The sequence below is a fragment of the Caproicibacter fermentans genome (assembly GCF_014303955.1).
Taxonomy (GTDB): Bacteria; Bacillota; Clostridia; order Oscillospirales; family Acutalibacteraceae; genus Caproicibacter; species Caproicibacter fermentans.
On record NZ_CP060286.1, the window covers coordinates 1,292,593 to 1,310,655 of the forward strand.

Here is an 18,063-nt window from a genome sequence, read left to right on the forward strand (position 1 = left end):
AAAAGCCGGAGCTGCCAATACCTTTTCGTATGGTTGCTCCGACTTTTTTTCGTGCCGTTTTGCAACACCCCCTTGTTTGTTTATGCTCTGCTTTGGCTGAAAGGGAAATATCTCCATGAAAATCAAAAGTTATAAAAAGGACTCGCCTGACTTTAAAAAAATTCAAGAAACGCTCGCCGCTGAATGGCAAGAGCGGCTCAAAAACGACTCACCAGAAAATCCTTTGAAAAGTAAAAATACAGAATGCAACGATTCCGACTGATCAGCCGCCCGTTTCGGGCGGCTGATTTTACATTTCGGACGAAAGGCTGCTGCATAAACATATTTATTCTTATATCATATGGTTCAACGTCCCATTGAACCGGATACATATTTAAATCCTGGGTGGATTTTACCACTGCATTATTGTAATCGCCGTATGGAGGCCTGAAAAGAATCGGGCTGACGCCTGTAACCGCTTTAATTTTATCATTGCAGGAAACAATCTGCTTTTTCATATCGGTTTCAGACAGCTTCGGCATATGGGGATGCGTATCGGAGTGGTTGCAGACTTCATGCCCCGCCGCCGCCAAAGCTTTTACAGAGTCCGGATATTTATCGACCCATGCGCCGACTACAAAAAAGGTCGTTTTCACATTGTATTGCTTTAAAATATCAATCAGGGTCTGTGTTTCCTCATTTCCCCACGCCGCGTCGAATGATATGGCGATTTTCTTTTCCTCCGTCTTTACATTGTAAATCGGAAGCAGCCGCTTGGCAGACGAGGCCTGTACGGCCTGCACGCTGCGAACTCCTACGGCGGCTGCCACTACGACGGCCAAAGCGCAGAACAGAACGGTGAGAATCCTTTTACGGGTAAAAGTAATGACACGCATAGTCTATTTCCCCTTTCTGTTTCAAAATATATGCGTATTAAGATAACATAAAACCGGTTTATCCGAAAATCCGTATTCTGTAAGGCGCGTTAAGATCCAGAAGGTCGTTTTCAAGCCATTGCAGGAACATGTTTCCGCCAAGCATATTGACGGTGATAGCTGCCGATCTGTTCCGGATCCGTCACCATACCGCCGAAAACGGCTTCCAGCGATCCCCGGATCACCATAACGATAGTTCGCAGCTCGTGGGAAATATTTGCCGTGAAATCCTGCCTGAGGCGATACAGTTTCTGGCTTTCCCGTCTGGCCGCCATGAAAAAGGCAGAGGCTCCGTTTGGGTTTCCCAAACGGAGCCTCTGCCTGCTTATTCCGTATTTTTAATTTCTTCCCGGAGGTCTTCAATATATGGTTCCAGCTTGTCCTTGCGTTCCTGATCATTTTCCTTCTCGGCCGTGTGATAATAAGCCAGGAACACCCTTAACTTGCTTTGCAGCGCAATCTTAGAGTTCACTTTCATTTTAGACCTCCCGTAATTCAATTTGATCTTAAAGTATTGTTTACATAATAACATAAAATTATGAATTTTTTATGAACAATTTAAGAGCTAACCACCCAGTGTTACATCACAATTCTGATACCACCGCAGAGCCTCATAAAAATGTGAAGGCTTAAAATCAGGCCAAAAATCGTCTATGATGTAAAAATCCGCATAAACCGACTGCGCAGGCAAAAAGCCGCTTAAACGTCTCCGCCCGCCCCACCTGATGATCAGATCCATTCTTGGAATTCCGGACGATTTGATCCGCCCGTTTTGTGCAAGGCCGTTTATATCCCACTCCCAGTCATAATTCACCAGAAAATTCAGATTGATCGTTCCCTTGCCGAAGCAAACCCTTCGGTTTGCGTATTTTTTCAGCTCCGTTGGGAAAGCAGGCGATTCCGCGTTTCCCACGACCAGCAAATTGGCGTCTTTGCCGCTTAAAAGTTCGACGGCATCCACACAGGCCTTCGTAAATGAGTCGCGCTGCTCTTTCGCCCTTTTATTATTGTCTTTGGTGAAGCCGTAAAAGGTCGCCTCTTTCACGCCGCATTCCAGCAGCAGACGATAAAGCTCAAATCCCGGCTGAATGCCGTGCCCATACCCGTCTTCTTTCCTTAATCCGTTTCTTTGGGCCCATCTTCTGTTTCCGTCCGGAATGATGCCGATGTGGGCGGGTATTCTTTTAAACTGTTCCATAAAAATCCCTTTAATTAAATCAGGAAATTATTACCAATCTGATTAATTCCTTATAATTCCTTTCAACTGATAACATTTTCCAGGAAATGATAAAATAGTGTAAAAAGGGGATGGACTTGTGATTAAGCTTCTGGACCATGAAAAAATTGATTTAAAGGCATTGGAAATCACAGACATTGTGGACATTGTCCTGTTGCAAAAATTTCAGGATAATTTCGCCAAAGGGATGAATTGCGCGAGCGTCACGGTTGACCGCGGCGGGAATCCGGTCACCCAACCCAGCTCTTACACAAAGTTCTGCACCGAATTTATACATAAATCCACAATCGGAGACAGACGCTGTGCGGAATCCCATCATCAAATGGGCTTAGAAGCCGCCAAAACCGGACGCCCCTGTATCGGCAACTGCCACGCCGGTCTGATCGATTTTGCGGCTCCCGTCATGGTGGGCGGCGAGCTTGTCGGCACCGTGCTCGGAGGGCAGTGCCTTGCCGGCAGCCCGGATGAAGAAATATACCGAAAGACCGCGCAGGAAATCGGAGTTAGCGAAGACGGGCTGGTGAACGCCGTTCATGAAATCGAAGCGACCAAATCCGAACGCATCTCGGCGGCGGCAGAAGTACTCTTTATTGTCGTAAATTCCCTCGCGCAAAGCGGCTACACAAGGCTGCAGCTGGAAACGATCGCAAAAAGACTTGCCGGCAAATTTGTTGAAATTTCCGCCACCTTGGAAGAACTCGCATCGTCTTCACAAAGTATTATGGGCGAGCAGGAAGATTTAAATCAGGAAATTGCACAGATAGGAAAATTTAATGCCGAAATCGGAAATATTCTTACGCTGATCAACAAAATAGCGATGAATACGAAAATCCTCGGCATCAACTCTTCCATCGAGGCGGCCCACGCGGGCGAATCGGGCGTAGGCTTTGCGGTCGTAGCCAGAGAGATCAAAAATCTTTCGGATAATTCCAAAGAAACAGCCAATGAAATTTCTTTGCTGACGGAAAAAATCAAAAAATCCATCAGCGAAACGGTAACCCATTCCGAAGTGACCCTGAGCACATCTCACGAGCAGGCAAAAGCGCTGGAGGACGTCTCCAACGCGGTCCAGCAGATCGTCCATCTTGCGGATGAACTGGACAACATGCTGAAAGACAAGGACGAACTCTAAATTTCCATAAAACAAGGATGCGCCGCACGGCCAAACAGCCGCGCGGCGTTCTTTTCGTCAGCCTTCTTTTACAATTTTCTCAAGGCAGTGAATCAGATCCTGAAGGCTGCGGATCTGAACATTCTGCTTCATGATCTCCGATTTCAAATCCTCTGACAGAGAATTAAATCGATCCTTCATTTTTGGGTCAATTTCAGTCATAAACACGATCACCCCGTCGATTAGCATTTCCCTTTCTTCAGAGAAAAACCATAAATCGGAGCGATCGCCTCCCAAAATAAAAATATTACATCCCGTGCTTTACGCGATCCCGCTCCTCGGCGCGTTTGGCGTTGTTCCAGCGGTCCATGGTCCCGACCAGATACCCTGTGATCCGGCGGATCCTCTCAAACGGAACCTGCTCCAGCTCATAGGACAGGTTCACATAGTCGCCGTCCGGCTCAATCCGCAGGGATTTGATGACTCTGCCCGGATTCTTCTGATTGACATACTGAATATAGTTATTGACCTCTGATTCTGCCAATCCATTCCCGGTAACCGTTACATTCGTCTGCATCTTCAAACAGCCTTCTTTCTTAATCTGTTTTCATATCATACAATATATTGACTGAATCGTCAATAGTAAATCTATATATAGTTTAACAATCTGCCGTACAAGCCCAAGGCTCCGGTCCATCCTGCCGGCCTTCGCCTAAAATTTACGAAAACTTAACGTTGTGAAACAAAATTTATGGTATGATATGGCTCTATGATTAGCCCAACTGACGCAAACTGTAACGACGATCCAATGATCAGCATCATAGTGAATTACATCCGGCCAAATTACAAAGCCCCGCGAGGTTTTGCTCTCGTCGTCGAGACGGACAGCCAAAGCTTGCTGATAACAACCGAAACGGGCAATTTTACTGAGGAGGGATTTGGTGGTCAAAAGAGCCCTGAAATCCGCCATCGGCGTCAGCCTTGGGGTAGCGATTGGCGGCACCGTTCTGCCCAGGCTTTTGCGCCCATGGTTTTACAACAATACCTATCCGCCCCTGTGGATTCATGCACTGCTAAATTTCAGTTTCGCTTACGCCACATGTTTTTTGATAGATCTTTTCGCTGAGTGGATCAAATCAAAAAGGAAAAGCTGAGGTTGAGGCTGCATCAAAAGGAGGGCCGTACCCGTTTATGCGGGTACGGCCCTCTCGCTGCATTGTTATGGAAATCAGTCTTTTGCTTTTGTCGCAACTTCTTCCGAAGCCTTTTTCACGAATTCAGAGAGGCTCATGGCGCCCAGGTCGCCGCTCTTGCGGCTGCGAACGGAAATTTCCCCGGTCTGAGCTTCCTTTTCGCCGATTACGAGCATGTAAGGAATTTTTTGAAGCTGCGCTTCGCGAATCTTGTAGCCGATTTTTTCATTGCGCGTGTCAAGTTCCATCCGCAGGCCCGCCGCGGCCAGCTCATCGGCCACCTTCCGGGCATATTCCTGCGTGCCGTCCGAAATCGGAAGCACCTTGACCTGAACCGGAGCGAGCCACAGCGGGAACGCTCCTGCATAATGCTCCGTCAAAATTCCGATAAACCGCTCGATACTTCCGAAAATAACGCGATGAATCATAACCGGGCGGTGCTTTTCGCCGTCGGCGCCGGTATAGGTCAGGTCGAACCGCTCTGGCATCTGGAAATCAAGCTGAATCGTGCCGCACTGCCAGGTTCTTCCGATGGAGTCACGCAGATGGAAGTCGATCTTCGGGCCGTAGAACGCGCCGTCGCCCTCGTTGACAACATAGGGCTTTCCGTTCGCTTTCAGAGCGTGAATCAGCGCGTCCGTCGCCATATTCCACTGTTCGTCGGTTCCCATGGAATCTTTCGGGCGCGTGGAAAGCTCAAGGTTGTATTCGAAGCCGAATACTTTGTAAAAACTGTCGATCAGGTCCATCACGCCGAGAATTTCGCCTTCGATCTGTTCCGGCGTCATAAAGATGTGAGCGTCGTCCTGGGTAAAGCAGCGAACGCGCATCAGGCCGTGCAAAGCGCCGGAAAGCTCGTGCCGATGCACCAGTCCCAGCTCCGCCACGCGCTCCGGAAGGTCGCGGTAGGAATGCAGCTTGCGCTTATAAACCAGCATTCCGCCGGGGCAGTTCATCGGCTTGATGCAGTAATCCCCGTCGTCGATCTTTGTCGTGTACATGTTGTCCTTATAATGATCCCAGTGCCCGGAGCGAAGCCAGAGGTCTTTGCTCAGGATGATCGGGGTGCGAATCTCCTGATACCCGTGCTTCGCGTGCTCCTCGCGCCAGAAGTTTTCAAGCAAGTTGCGCAGGACCATGCCCTTCGGCAGAAAGAACGGGAAGCCGGGGCCCTCGTCGTAAATATCGAACAGATCAAGGTCGCGTCCCAGCTTGCGGTGGTCACGCTTTTTCGCTTCCTCCATCATCGTCAGGTACGCGTCGAGTTCGGAGGCTTTCGGGAACGAAATGCCGTAAACCCTTTGCAGCATCTTATTGTTTTTGTCCGCGCGCCAGTAGGCGCCGGTGCAGTTGGTCAGCTTGACCGCCTTGACCTGACCGGTTGTCATCAGGTGCGGGCCGGCGCACAGGTCGACGTAATCGCCCTGCCGGTAAAAACTGATTTTTTCTCCCTTACCGGAATGTTCCCTGATCAGCTCCACCTTGTAAATCTGGTTTTCCTTTTCCATCAGTTCGATCGCTTCATCCGGGTCCAGCTCGAACCTCTCAAGCGGCAAATTCTGCTTGATGATTTTTTTCATTTCGGCCTCAATGGCGGTGAGATCCTCCGGGGTCAGCGTGCGGGGCAGATCAAAATCATAGTAAAAGCCGTTTTCAATCGCGGGGCCGATGGCAAAGCCCGCCTCCGGGAACAGGTGCTTCACCGCCTGCGCCATGATGTGGGAGGTGGTGTGCCAGTAAGCGCGTTTTCCCTCGGCGTCGTCAAACGTCAGAATCTCCAGGCTGCAGTCTTCGTTCAGCGGCGTGCGCAGATCAACCGTTTTTCCGTCGATTTTTCCGGCGCACGCGGCCTTATAAAGCCCGGCGCCGATGGATTTCGCAACCTCAGCAACGGTTGTTCCGCTTTCATAGTCGCGAAGGTCGCCTTTTAAACTGACATGAATCATCGTGTTACACTCCTTTGAAAAATAAAAAAAGCCCCGCCCCAAATCCTGGGGCAGGGTATTGATCCTGCGGTTCCACCCAATTCGGCAAAAGTCATGCTCCTGCCCTCCTTGCGGCCCGATAACGGCGGCAGCCGGCGCACCTTTTGCTATTTTCGCTTCGGTGTACACTCGGAGGCGGTAGTCTTCGTCCATCCTGCTGCATACGCTTTCAGCTCATAGCGCACGCTCTCTGAAGCGGGGTCCCGGACGAGGCTTCCTCGTCAACATTTTCGGCTTTTTCAGTTTTCATAAATCTATGAATAAAAGATCTTTTGTAATGATTATTATAGTAACACCTTATGCATAAAATGTCAACGTGGCATCCGCATTTCCGAATGATACTGCGATCATTTTGCAGCATGTCCTAAATTATGAAAACCCAGGAAGCATTTCTAAGCAAATTTCTTGACAGACCGGCATGGAAAGTAATACAATTATTTTCATGATGCAATATTTTGCATTTTATGGGATAACGCACCCATGATACCCAATTTCTATGATTTATTAAATTTTTATTATGAAGAAAAGGAAAAGGAGGTGCCAAAATTTGACTGTTACTCTCATTACCTGTATTATCGCTGTCGTCGCAGCCGCCGCCGTGGCCGCGGTTATTTCCTTCCTCGGGGGGTCGCTCACCGCAAAAAGATTGCGGAATATACCATCGGTTCGGCGGAACAGGAAGCAAAGCGGATAGTAAGCGATGCGATCAAGACGGCGGAAGCGAAGAAAAAGGAAGCAATTCTGGAGGGGAAAGATGAAATCCACCGCCAAAGGACGGAATCCGAGCGCGAACTGAATGAGCGCCGGAAAGAAATACAGCGGCAGGAACGCCGCATTCAGCAAAAGGAAGAGACACTTGACAAAAAGACGGAAAGTCTGGAGGCCAAGGATGAAATCCTGAACAATAAGCTGAAACACGCGGAGGAACGCCTCGGCGAAGCGGAAGCTTTGAAAAAGAGTCAGTTTGAAATGCTGGAACGGATTTCGGGTTTCACCAAGGATCAGGCAAAGGATTATCTTCTGAACAATCTTGAAAATGAGTTAACTCATGAAAAGGCTGTCAAATTGATGGAATTCGATCAGCAGACGAGGGAAGAATCGGAAAAAACCGCACGGGAGATTATTTCGACCGCAATTCAGCGCTGCGCCGCGGACCATGTAGCGGAAGCCACCATCTCCGTCGTACCGCTGCCGAATGACGAAATGAAGGGCAGGATTATCGGCCGCGAGGGAAGGAATATCCGCGCGATCGAGACCATGACCGGCGTTGACCTGATTATTGACGACACGCCGGAAGCGATTACTTTGTCCTGTTTCGAACCGGTCCGCCGCGAAGTGGCGCGCATCGCCCTGGAACACCTGATCGCAGACGGAAGAATCCATCCCGCGCGGATTGAAGAAACAATCGAAAAGGCTCGTCGAGAGGTGGACGCCACCATTAAGCAGGAAGGCGAGCACGCCGTGATTGAAGCCGGCGTCAACGGCGTACACCCTGAACTTGTTAAGCTGCTGGGACGGCTGCGTTACCGCACCAGCTACGGCCAGAATGTTTTGAACCATTCCCTTGAAGTCGCCTATCTTGCCGGCATGATGGCAAGCGAACTCGGGCTGGACCCAACCGTTGCGCGCAGAGCCGGTCTGCTGCATGATATCGGCAAAGCGCTGGATCATGAAATCGAAGGTTCCCATGTCGACATCGGCGTCGATATGGCTCGCAAATATAAGGAAAGCGACGCGGTGGTACACGCGATACAGGCCCATCACGGAGATGTTGAAGCCAAAACGATCGTCGCCTGTCTGGTTCAGGCCGCCGACGCAATCAGCGCGGCCCGCCCGGGGGCAAGGCGTGAAAACCTGGAGAACTACATTAAGCGCCTGGAAAAACTGGAGGCCGTTGCCTCCTCGTTTGACGGGGTCGACCGGAGTTACGCCATTCAGGCGGGCCGCGAAATCAGAATCATGGTAAAACCGGAATCCGTCGGCGATGACAAAATGGTGCTTCTGGCACGGGATATCTGTAAAAAAATCGAAAGTGATTTGGAATATCCGGGCCAGATAAAGGTTACCATAATCCGTGAGAGCAGAGCGATTGAATACGCAAAATGAAATTTCATCCGTCAGCTGAAGCTGCGGTGCAGACTCTGGCACAGGAGGAACGTCTCTCCTGTTCAAACATTTGGAACGAAAGGGGAACAGAGTGCTGTTCCCTCTTTTTTATCCATCTTTGGGGGTAATCAAGTGAATATATTGGCAATCGGAGACGTGGTCGGCAGCATCGGCTGCAATTTTCTGCGCAGTCATCTGCCGGCCGTCAAAAAGATGAAAGGGATCGATCTGGTCATCGCGAACGGGGAAAACTCCGCCGACGGCAACGGACTGACCCCCGCGTCCGTTCATCATCTGTTCGACAGCGGCGTGGATGTCATTACATCAGGCAACCACAGCTTCCGCCGCAGGGAGAGCTACGATCTTTACGATTCCTGCCCGGCCCTGCTCCGCCCCGCGAATTTCCCCTCGTCCGCGCCCGGAAAAGGTTTTGAAGTCATCGATCTCGGGCGGATTCAGGTAGGCGTTCTGAATCTGATCGGCGTTGTTTACATGGAAAGCATGGAATCCCCCTTCGACGCGGCCGACCGGATTCTCTCGGCGGGCGTGCCGAAAATCACACTGGTTGATTTTCATGCCGAGGCGACCGGAGAAAAACGTTCTCTTGCCTATTACCTAGACGGCCGCGTTACGGCGGTTTTCGGCACGCATACCCATGTGCAAACCGCAGATGAAACCATTCTCCCCGGCGGCACGGGGTATCTTTCGGATCTGGGAATGACCGGTCCGATTCAATCCGTGCTGGGGGTCAAACCGGAACTTATTATTCAGAAAATGAGGACGAAAATGCCGGTTCGTTTTGATCTGGCGGACGGCGACTGCCGGATTGACGGTGCTGTTTTTTCCATCGATGAAAAGACAGGAAAGACGATTTCCATCGAAAGGCTACAAATCTTATGATAAAGTTTGGCTATATTGCTGTCTAAATTTAGATTTTATAATTATTTTTTATAAAATATCTTGCAAAAACTTTTTTTTCGATTTATGATGTTACTATTAAAAAAGTTGGAGGATAGCTTATGGAAATCTTAAAAGTGTCGTCAAAATCGGCGCCTAATTCCGTTGCCGGCGCGGTTGCGGGGGTCATCCGGGAATCCGGCGCGGTGGAAATCCAGGCCGTCGGCGCCGGCGCCACCAATCAGGCTATCAAAGCCATAGCTATCGCGCGCGGTTATCTGGCACCATCGGGAATTGACGCAGTATGCACCCCGGCTTTTGCAAGCGTCACAATCGACGGCGAGGAACGCACCGCAATCAAGCTCATCGTAGAACCCCGGTAATACATGCCGATATCCTCACTTTACGTGGGGATATCTTTATTTTTTGCTTTCATTCCGGCAAATTATTAAGATTGAATCCAATGGAAGTGTATGGTATAATAGACGATATGAAACCGGATCGAACCGGCTTTTAACCGCTGTTAGAATTGAGGGAGTGCTGCCAAAGTGATAAACGGGATTGATTTAAAAAACGCTATCATATCCGGTGCAAATAATATAATCCGCTATAAAACATCGGTCGATGAGCTTAACATTTTCCCTGTCCCGGATGGAGATACGGGAACCAATATGTCCATGACGATGGGCTCCGCCGCCGCGGAGCTGGCTAAAACAACGCCGAGTTCCGTCGGGGAAGTCGCAAAGATCGCCTCCGGCGCCCTTCTGCGCGGCGCGAGGGGAAATTCGGGCGTCATTCTTTCCCTGCTGTTCCGCGGATTCGCGAAGGGCGTGGAGGGGATGGAGGAAGTCGGCGGCTCCGACCTTGCCACGGCTCTCGGCATTGGCGTGGAGGCCGCGTATAAAGCGGTCATGAAGCCGACCGAAGGCACGATTCTGACCGTTTCACGGATCGCATGCGAAGCGGGAAAGGCCGCCGCGCTTGACGGCGATGACCCCGTAGCGGTATGGGAAGCCATTTGCAGAGGAGCACAGGAAGCGCTTGCCAAAACTCCGGAGCTCCTTCCCGTTCTGAAACGCGCCGGCGTTGTCGACGCCGGGGGCAAAGGCTTGTGCCATATTTTTGACGGTATGCTGAGCGTGTTCCGCGACCACACCGTGATTTCAAACGAAACGCCGGAGGCGGAAGGCGATCAGCCCGGCAGGGACAGGACGTTGGACAGCGACTTTTTCCGCAATGCGGCCGCCGAATTCGACGAAGTGATTCATTTCACCTACTGCACTGAGTTCATTATCGGAAGGAACTCCGAATGCGCGAAAGACCCCCAGGACCTTCGCACCTACCTTGAGAGCATGGGCGACTGCGTCCTTGTTGTGGACGATGATGAAATCATCAAGGTTCACGTACACACGGAGGATCCCGGCAACGCGCTGGAAGCGGGCCTTGCCTACGGGCAGCTGCTGACGGTAAAGATTGATAATATGAAAGAGCAGCACCGGAAAAACGCCGAGGAAAACGAAGCCGCCAAAGCAAGGTCAGCGGCTCCGGAACCGGCGGAGCCGGTGGAAGAAGTCGGTTTTGTGGCGGTCGCCGCGGGCGAAGGGCTGCAAACGCTTTTTTCCGACCTTGGCTGCACTCAGGTGGTCAGCGGCGGGCAGACCATGAATCCAAGCACCGAGGAACTGATGGCCGCAGTTCTTGCGACTCCGGCGAAGACCGTCATCATTCTGCCAAATAACAAAAACATCATTCTGGCTGCTGAGCAGACCATTCCTCTGATTCAGGACCGGAAGGTGATTGTACTGCCGACCCGGACGATTCCGCAGGGCCTTTCCGCACTGCTGGCCTATAATCCGGACGGAAGCGTCGAAGTCAACACCGTCGGCATGATGGAAGCCGCGTCCGGCGTTGAGACCGGCACCGTGACGTTCGCGGCCCGCGACTCCGAATTCGGGGGAAAAAGAATCCGCGAAGGGGACACGCTGGGGTTGGTGAACGGCAAATTAAGCCTGATTGAAAAAAGCAAGGACGTGGTTCACGCCTGTTCCAAGCTGACACGCTCCATGGTGGGACGCGGAACCTCGTTTATCACGCTGATTTACGGCGCGGACGTGACGGAGGAAATGGCGAACGACGCGTATAACCGCATCAAGGCCAAAGTCAGCGGCGATATTGAAATCACCCTTGTCAACGGCGGACAGCCGGTCTACTACTTTATTGTTTCGGTTGAATGACAGCCATGCCCGCCTGATTCGGCAAAAAACGTTTTGCAGGTGGTAAAATGGCCAGCTTATACGGACAGGAAATACAAACACTGAAAGGCGTCGGCAAACGGCGCGCGGAGCTTTTTCGAAAGCTCGGCGCGCCGTCGGTCGGCGCTTTGCTGCGTCTGTACCCCCGAGCCTATGAGGACCTGAGCCACCCCTCACCCATCCGTACCGCTCCGCTGGGAACGCCCTGCGCCATCCGGGCAACCGTGATTCAGGCGCCCCGCGAGACTCGAATCCGCGGGGGAATGACGCTCTACAAGGCCCGTGCGGATGACGGGGAAAGCACTCTGGAACTAACCTTTTTCAACAACCGTTTCGTCATGAACCTGCTGCGGGAAAACGAAACCTATCTTTTTTACGGCAAAGTTACCGCTAATTTCCTCAAACGGGAGATGGCTTCGCCGGAGTTTTATCCGGCTGAATCCTGCCCCCAGGTTCTGCCCGTCTACCGCCGGACAAACGGCCTTTCCAGCCGGATGATCGGAAACGCGGTCCGCGAAGCGCTCCGTTTGCTGCCGGACCCGATCCGCGACCCGATTCCGCCGATGCTGCGAAAAGAGCATTCCCTTCCCCGCCTGGATTTCGCTCTGAAAAACATTCATTTTCCGGGCGACATGGAGTCGCTTGCGCTGGCAAGAAGGCGGTTGATTTTCGAAGAGCTTTTGGTTTTGCAGCTCGGTCTTTTGAAAATCGGGGGCCGTTCCCGCTCCAGAAGCCGGTTTCAGCTTCAGAAAGACTTCACAGCGGAATTTTACAGTCTGCTGCCTTTTTCGCCCACGGAAGCCCAGAAAAGGGCCGTTCGCGAAGCAATGGCGGACCTGCTCGGCGGTTTCCCGATGAACCGCCTGATTCAGGGGGACGTCGGTTCCGGCAAGACGGCCGTGGCCGCCGCCCTGTGCCACTCCGCGATTCGAAACGGCATGCAGGCGGCGCTGATGGCCCCGACGGAAATTCTCGCGCGGCAGCACGCGCAAACGCTTTCGGCACTGCTGTCCCCCGCGGGAATCCGGGTCGGCCTTCTGACCGGCTCTCTCCCCGCCGCCGAAAAGAAGAAGCTGCGCGCCGCGCTTGCCTGCGGTGAAATCGACCTGCTGATCGGCACGCACGCGCTGATTTCGGCCGAGGTAAAATTTCTTCGGCTGGGTCTTGTGGTTACAGACGAACAGCACCGGTTCGGAGTCACCCAGCGGGCGGCGCTCGCCGCGAAAGGCGGCCGCCCCCATATGCTGATTATGAGCGCGACGCCGATTCCCCGAACGCTCGCCCTGATGATTTACGGCGATCTGGATCTTTCCGTACTGGACGAGCTGCCGCCGGGCAGGCAGAAAACGGAGACCTACGCCGTAACGCCGGATTACCGCACTCGCGTTTTCAGCTTTGTTAAAAAGCAGATTCAAAAAGGCAGGCAGTCCTACATCATCTGCCCCACGATTGAGGAGGGCGGCAGCGATATGGCAAGCGTGACGGCTTATACGGAGCTTCTGAAGAACAAATGGCTGCCGGACTGCAGAATCGCCATGCTGCACGGAAAAATGAAGCCAAAGGAAAAAGAAGCGGTGATGGATCGGTTTTCCCGGGGGGAAACCGACGTTTTGGTTTCCACCACGGTCGTGGAGGTCGGGGTCGACGTGCCGAACGCCACGGTCATGCTGGTCGAGAACGCGGAACGCTACGGCCTTTCCCAACTGCATCAGCTGCGGGGGCGCATCGGGCGCGGGACCCACGCGTCAGCCTGCATCCTGATTTCCGCGGCACAGAATGACGAGGCTCTCGCACGGCTGAAAATTATGTGCTCCACCTCCGACGGGTTCCGCATCGCGGAGGAGGACCTGAAACTCCGCGGACCCGGAGACTTTTTCGGAAACCGGCAGCACGGACTTCCCGATTTGAGAATCGCGGATATGATGGCGGATATGGGCCCTTTGCAGGAAGCTCAGTCGGTCGCGAAAGAAATATTCGATTCGGATCCGGAGCTCTCCCTGCCGGAGCACCGGGGGCTGCGGGCAGAAGTAAGGCAGCTCTTTGAAAACTGGACGGATTGATATTTTTAGGCTGCGTTCGAAAAAACGCGGCCTTTTTTGATAGATTTGCACGGGCGCGTGCGAATTGTAAAGATGAGCGCGCCAATTTTGCAGGGAACGGCAGAAAAGGAGATAACATGTTTGATGCAAAAAGGATTAACCGTGAAAACTTTGTGGACCGACTGAAAGCGCGGGACGAACGGGCACTGGATTACGTGATCGATTCCTACGGCGGCATGATACGGTCCATTGTGCGAAAACGCCTGTCTGCTCTGCCGAACCAGTGGGAAGAGTGCGAAAACGACATTCTACTCGCGGTCTGGAACGAGATCAGCCATTTTGACAGCACAAAAAGCAGTTTCTCCGGCTGGCTGGCGGCGGTGTGCCGGTACAAGGCCATCGACTGCCTGCGCAGAAGCATAAAATACCGGAACGAGCTTCCTCTGAATTACGAGGAACTGGATTGCTCCGCCGCACCGCAGTCGGAATCCTGCAGTGAGGTACGCGAAGCGGTCCTGGATTTGCTCCGGGAACTGCCGGAAGAGGACCGCAGGCTGTTCTGGGACTGCTATGTCTGCGAAAAACCGGCCGACCAGCTCGCGCGGGAGCGGAACATCAAGGTATCCGCCTTATATAACCGTTTGTCCCGCGGAAGAAAAAAACTGAGACAAGTTAGGGAGGTAAAACCATGAAAAACATTTACGACCTGCTTAATGATGTGCAGGAGGGAACAGAAGGATATGAAAACCCGAAGCTGAACCGTTTTGAGAAAAATAAAATGAAGAACGGGTTTCGCCGCGCGGCGGGATTCTCCGCTTCAAGGTCGAGAACCCGTTGGACGGCTGCGGCGGCGTGTCTTGTCTGCCTGATCGGATTTTCCCAGACGGCTTTCGCGAAAACCGCGGTCAGCGGAATTCTTCAGACCATCAATCTGGGGCACAATATCGTTTACCAGGAGGACCCGAACGCGGAACCTTCGAATCCGGAAATCTATGACAAAAACGGGAACCTGATCACCAGCATGCCGGAGGGCAAAAGCGTTGATATCTATGATAAAAGCGGCAAAAAGCTCGGCACTATTTCAAACGGTGACCAATCGGACAATCGCGTCACCGAAAAAGACTTAAGTAAAGCCACCGCTCAGCTTTCTTTTCAGCCTCTTCTGCCCGCGGCAATGCCCTCCGGCTACTCGTTTGATTGTGCGAAACTTTATTCAGATGAGAACGGAAAAATCAGCGGCGACTATATCGATCTGTATTATAAAAACGGAAAAAAGCAAATTTTTGTACAGGAAAGATCCAACACCCCTGAAAACGGCACGGCAACCGCCGGCACGAACGTGAAACAGCTGAAAATTAACGGACATGACGCAGCTCTGGTCGACGGTGGTTCCATTGAGTGGGAAGCCGGAAAGGCAAGTGTTTTCATTGCTACGCAAAAAAATATCTCCGAGCAGGATTTGATTTCGTTCGCGGAATCCTTTCAGCAGTCAAAGTAATTCCTGCGTTACGGAAATCGCGATGTAAGCTTAATCGAGTAGGAGGGGGCGAATAGCCCCCGGGCTCTCACACCACCGTGCGTACCGTTCGGTACACGGCGGTTCCCAGGTTTACACCTTTACAGAAGCATAGCAGTCAAGGAAGAACGTGTAGCCTGCTTTCTTAAGGCGTTCCTTTGATATAGCAAGCTTCACGATGGGGCTGTCGGCGGCACGCCGATAGCCTTTTCTCGTGTTTGCCATGATTCCTGCGTTTCTTTGGGTTACCCCGAGTTTTCGCAGGTTGCGGTATTTGTTCTTTATCGTTTTCCAGCATTTCCAGATGTACGTCCGGGGCCTCACTCGCAGCCATTCATCGATGGCTGTGAGCAGGGTTTTCATATCCGCCAGTTTGAAGTAATTCACCCATCCCGTTACGAACCGCCGGATTCGTACTTTCTTCCACTCATATCCCTTGCCGTTCAGCTGTGCGCTTCCCGCCACCGGGCGCGTTCGGGTCTTTCACCCGCTTGAGTCTGCCCATGCCGGGCACACTATTAAATGCTCCGGTTCTGCGGACCGCAGAACCGGAGCATTGCATTATTTTCTGAAGTGACGTTTTAACGGAGCTTCCCAAGCAGGAAGGATCTGCTGAAATACCGCATAATTTTTGTAGGTGACCTTTCGGTCGATATGTAAGGAGCCGAAAAACCACTTTTCGTAGCCGACCTGCTTTGTAATCTGCTCAAAAAACGCTTCGAGCTGGTTTTTCCCGCCCGCTCCGGGTTCTGCGGGAGCGGCGCCCATTCTGGGCGGCGGAGTATGCGTCACAATATAATCCACCCTTTTTCCGGCGGCCTTCAGGTTTTCCGCGCCCTCGCGCATCTCCTCCATGGTCGGCATTTCCCTCGCCCACCATCTGCCCGCTTCCATGCGGAACTGCTTCTCGGTGCTCTCGCCGCCGCCGAACGCAAAAACCTTTTTCCCCTCGATTTCATAGACCTGGCCGCGGAGAAGGTGGTACAGATTTCCGCTGATCTGCCGGACTTTTCCTCCGTTCCACTCGGAAATCGGGTAGCTTTCCAGCAGGTCGAAATTTTCATGCGCTCCGTCCAAAAACAGGATGCGGTATTTCTTTTTGCCAAGCTTTTTCAGGGCCTTCTCCTCCCGTGCTCCCCCGTCCCAAAGAAAGCCGAAGTCCCCGCAGACGATCAGCGTATCACCCGCCCTTAATCTGCGCATCTGCGGGGAATCGAAACGGCTCATTTCCCCGTGCGTATCGGCGGTTAAATAGATCATACCGGTCTCCTCCATTATTTTATTCCCAAAGGGAACGCAAAGAATCGTTTTTTATGTGGCTTAGTTCTTTATCTTTTCGGAATTGGCTGTTATACTAAAGATAAGATCAACTAAAATAAATACGCGCCTAACCGGCTTTATTATCATATCACATCGGAGGCAAAATTTCCATGAAAAAAAGCTAGCGTCCCTGTTTTCCGTTCTGCTCGTCTGCTGCGTTCTGTTCACCGCCGTTCCCGCTCAAGCCGCGAGTTTTCCCGTCGACTTCGACACCTCCTGCGCGGCGATCGCCCTGGTGAATCTTGACACGGGAACCACCGTTTACCAGAAAAATGCGGACACCCGCAGGGAGCCGGCTTCCCTGACTAAAATTATGACCTACATCATCGTCAGCGAACATGTGAAAGATTTGCAGGGAACTCGGGTAACGGTATCCAAAGAAGTGGTCGACCGGCTGCTGGGAACAGGCAGCTCGATGTCGAACATCAGAGTGGGCAATGTGCTGACGGTTTATCAGCTGCTCAACTGCATGATGGTTCCCTCCGGAAACGACGCGGCTCTGGTCCTGGCCGATTATGTCGGAAACGGGAGCGTTGATAAATTCGTCGAGCTGATGAATGAAAAGGCGAAGGCTCTGGGCTGTAAGGGTACGCGTTTTGCAAACCCGCACGGGCTGCATAACGACCAGCACTACACAACCGCGAACGATCTGGTGAAAATTACCCGCTGCGCGATGAGCCTGCCCTACTTTATGCAGATCTGCTCCCAGACACGCTATACCTACAAGCCTGTCGGCGGGCCGGACGCGGGGAAGCAGATGCCGACGCTTTCCACGACAAACCTTCTCATCGACAAGAACGCCCTCGGCGGGAAATATTTCTACACCTACGCAAAAGGCATCAAAACCGGACATACGGACGAGGCGGGCTACTGCCTGATTTCGACCGCTTCCGCCTATGGCTACACCTATCTCTGCGTAGCGCTGGGGGCGCCTTCCGTCGACGCCAACGGCAAAGCGGTCACGGCGCGCGGCGAAATGCTCGACAGCGCGGCCCTCTACCGTTGGGCGCTGACAAAGCTGGAACTGAAAAAAATCGTCGGAACCGACCAGTCCCTGGGGGAAGTCAAGCTGAACTACGCCTGGCAAAAGGACAGCCTGCTGCTTTCAGCGGAAAAAAGCTTTTCCGCTATCCTGCCGAAGGACGTCTCTTCGAGCAGCATTATCATCAATAAAACCGTCCCGGACCATGTGGACGCGCCGGTGAAAAAGGGAGATGTCATCGGCAAGGCGACGCTCAAATACGCCGACCAGACGCTTGCCACCATCAACCTGGTCGCGTCCGAGTCCGCCGAGCGAAGCGAACTGCTGCACATGACCGACGTGGTGAAGTCGATTTTCACCTCCATTTGGTTCCTGATAATCGCCGCCCTGATTATTCTCCTTGTGGTCATTTATATTATCCTGACACTGATTTATAACCGAAAAAAGAAAAACATGCGCAAAGTGAAGAAATACAGAAAAATGTAATCCGCCTCATCGGTACCCAAAAGAA

Annotated in this window: 19 protein-coding genes; 10 read left to right on the forward strand and 9 right to left on the reverse strand. The window is 52.2% G+C overall.

Annotated elements, in window-relative coordinates; all coding sequences use genetic code 11:
• Positions 1–197: 197 nt before the first annotated feature.
• The 4 genes from HCR03_RS06480 to HCR03_RS06495 form a co-directional block, all read right to left on the reverse strand.
• The gene (locus HCR03_RS06480; RefSeq protein ID WP_066649970.1) at positions 198–875 is read right to left on the reverse strand and encodes a polysaccharide deacetylase family protein; all 678 of its coding nucleotides are present in this window, start codon (positions 873–875) and stop codon (positions 198–200) included.
• 110 nt (positions 876–985) lie between these two features.
• Complete coding sequence (locus HCR03_RS06485) at positions 986–1,222, reverse strand: histidine kinase dimerization/phospho-acceptor domain-containing protein (protein ID WP_066649960.1); 237 nt, start codon at positions 1,220–1,222, stop codon at positions 986–988.
• 17 nt (positions 1,223–1,239) lie between these two features.
• Positions 1,240–1,392, reverse strand: coding sequence for a hypothetical protein (locus HCR03_RS06490; RefSeq protein WP_156990576.1), 153 nt, complete (start codon positions 1,390–1,392; stop codon positions 1,240–1,242).
• A gap of 87 nt (positions 1,393–1,479) precedes the next feature.
• Positions 1,480–2,112: an undecaprenyl diphosphate synthase family protein gene (locus HCR03_RS06495; protein ID WP_066649959.1), complete on the reverse strand. Its 633-nt coding sequence runs from the start codon at positions 2,110–2,112 to the stop codon at positions 1,480–1,482.
• Between the two features lie 118 nt (positions 2,113–2,230).
• On the opposite strand from HCR03_RS06495, the gene HCR03_RS06500 reads away from it, so the two are divergent.
• Positions 2,231–3,283 (forward strand): PocR ligand-binding domain-containing protein, encoded by a 1,053-nt coding sequence (locus tag HCR03_RS06500; protein ID WP_187037219.1) that lies wholly within the window; start codon positions 2,231–2,233, stop codon positions 3,281–3,283.
• A 57-nt stretch (positions 3,284–3,340) separates the two neighbouring features.
• On the opposite strand, the gene HCR03_RS06505 is transcribed toward HCR03_RS06500, so the two are convergent.
• Together HCR03_RS06505 and nrdD are read right to left on the reverse strand one after the other, a co-directional pair.
• Positions 3,341–3,511 carry a molecular chaperone GroEL gene (locus HCR03_RS06505; RefSeq protein WP_228725132.1) on the reverse strand — a complete coding sequence of 57 codons (171 nt, stop codon included), beginning with the start codon at positions 3,509–3,511 and terminating at the stop codon, positions 3,341–3,343.
• 58 nt (positions 3,512–3,569) lie between these two features.
• Positions 3,570–3,839, reverse strand: a complete 270-nt coding sequence (gene nrdD, locus HCR03_RS06510) for an anaerobic ribonucleoside-triphosphate reductase (protein WP_066649957.1) — start codon at positions 3,837–3,839, stop codon at positions 3,570–3,572.
• 364 nt (positions 3,840–4,203) lie between these two features.
• Here nrdD and HCR03_RS06515 point away from each other — a divergent pair, with 364 nt between their 5' ends.
• Positions 4,204–4,416: a hypothetical protein gene (locus HCR03_RS06515; protein WP_066649955.1), complete on the forward strand. Its 213-nt coding sequence runs from the start codon at positions 4,204–4,206 to the stop codon at positions 4,414–4,416.
• Between the two features lie 74 nt (positions 4,417–4,490).
• Here HCR03_RS06515 and thrS read toward each other — a convergent pair whose 3' ends face one another.
• Positions 4,491–6,401, reverse strand: a complete 1,911-nt coding sequence (gene thrS, locus HCR03_RS06520) for a threonine--tRNA ligase (protein ID WP_187037220.1) — start codon at positions 6,399–6,401, stop codon at positions 4,491–4,493.
• A 576-nt stretch (positions 6,402–6,977) separates the two neighbouring features.
• Here thrS and rny point away from each other — a divergent pair.
• From rny to HCR03_RS06555, 7 genes are all read left to right on the forward strand, one after another.
• Entirely contained in the window at positions 6,978–8,546 is a 1,569-nt protein-coding gene (gene rny / locus HCR03_RS06525; RefSeq protein WP_407926839.1) for a ribonuclease Y, read from the forward strand.
• A 132-nt stretch (positions 8,547–8,678) separates the two neighbouring features.
• Positions 8,679–9,446, forward strand: a complete 768-nt coding sequence (locus HCR03_RS06530) for a TIGR00282 family metallophosphoesterase (protein WP_187037224.1) — start codon at positions 8,679–8,681, stop codon at positions 9,444–9,446.
• Positions 9,447–9,565: 119 nt separating this feature from the next.
• Positions 9,566–9,826 (forward strand): stage V sporulation protein S, encoded by a 261-nt coding sequence (locus HCR03_RS06535; protein WP_066649941.1) that lies wholly within the window; start codon positions 9,566–9,568, stop codon positions 9,824–9,826.
• A 165-nt stretch (positions 9,827–9,991) separates the two neighbouring features.
• On the forward strand, positions 9,992–11,677 hold the full coding sequence (locus HCR03_RS06540) for a DAK2 domain-containing protein (RefSeq protein WP_187037226.1): 1,686 nt from the start codon (positions 9,992–9,994) through the stop codon (positions 11,675–11,677).
• Between the two features lie 47 nt (positions 11,678–11,724).
• Entirely contained in the window at positions 11,725–13,755 is a 2,031-nt protein-coding gene (gene recG, locus HCR03_RS06545) for an ATP-dependent DNA helicase RecG (protein WP_187037228.1), read from the forward strand.
• Between the two features lie 116 nt (positions 13,756–13,871).
• Positions 13,872–14,426 carry a sigma-70 family RNA polymerase sigma factor gene (locus tag HCR03_RS06550; protein WP_066649938.1) on the forward strand — a complete coding sequence of 185 codons (555 nt, stop codon included), beginning with the start codon at positions 13,872–13,874 and terminating at the stop codon, positions 14,424–14,426.
• On the forward strand, positions 14,423–15,232 hold the full coding sequence (locus HCR03_RS06555) for a DUF4367 domain-containing protein (RefSeq protein WP_156990572.1): 810 nt from the start codon (positions 14,423–14,425) through the stop codon (positions 15,230–15,232). Before HCR03_RS06550 ends, HCR03_RS06555 begins: the two co-directional genes overlap by 4 nt.
• 111 nt (positions 15,233–15,343) lie before the next feature.
• Here HCR03_RS06555 and HCR03_RS06560 read toward each other — a convergent pair whose 3' ends face one another.
• Both HCR03_RS06560 and HCR03_RS06565 read right to left on the reverse strand, forming a co-directional pair.
• Positions 15,344–15,715 carry a group II intron maturase-specific domain-containing protein gene (locus HCR03_RS06560; protein WP_156990571.1) on the reverse strand — a complete coding sequence of 124 codons (372 nt, stop codon included), beginning with the start codon at positions 15,713–15,715 and terminating at the stop codon, positions 15,344–15,346.
• A 96-nt stretch (positions 15,716–15,811) separates the two neighbouring features.
• Positions 15,812–16,510: a metallophosphoesterase family protein gene (locus HCR03_RS06565; RefSeq protein ID WP_187037230.1), complete on the reverse strand. Its 699-nt coding sequence runs from the start codon at positions 16,508–16,510 to the stop codon at positions 15,812–15,814.
• A gap of 295 nt (positions 16,511–16,805) precedes the next feature.
• Between HCR03_RS06565 and HCR03_RS06570 the strand changes: the two genes are divergently transcribed.
• A complete protein-coding gene (locus HCR03_RS06570; protein ID WP_267459221.1) occupies positions 16,806–18,038 on the forward strand; it encodes a D-alanyl-D-alanine carboxypeptidase family protein in 1,233 nt (410 codons plus the stop codon).
• Positions 18,039–18,063: the final 25 nt, after the last annotated feature.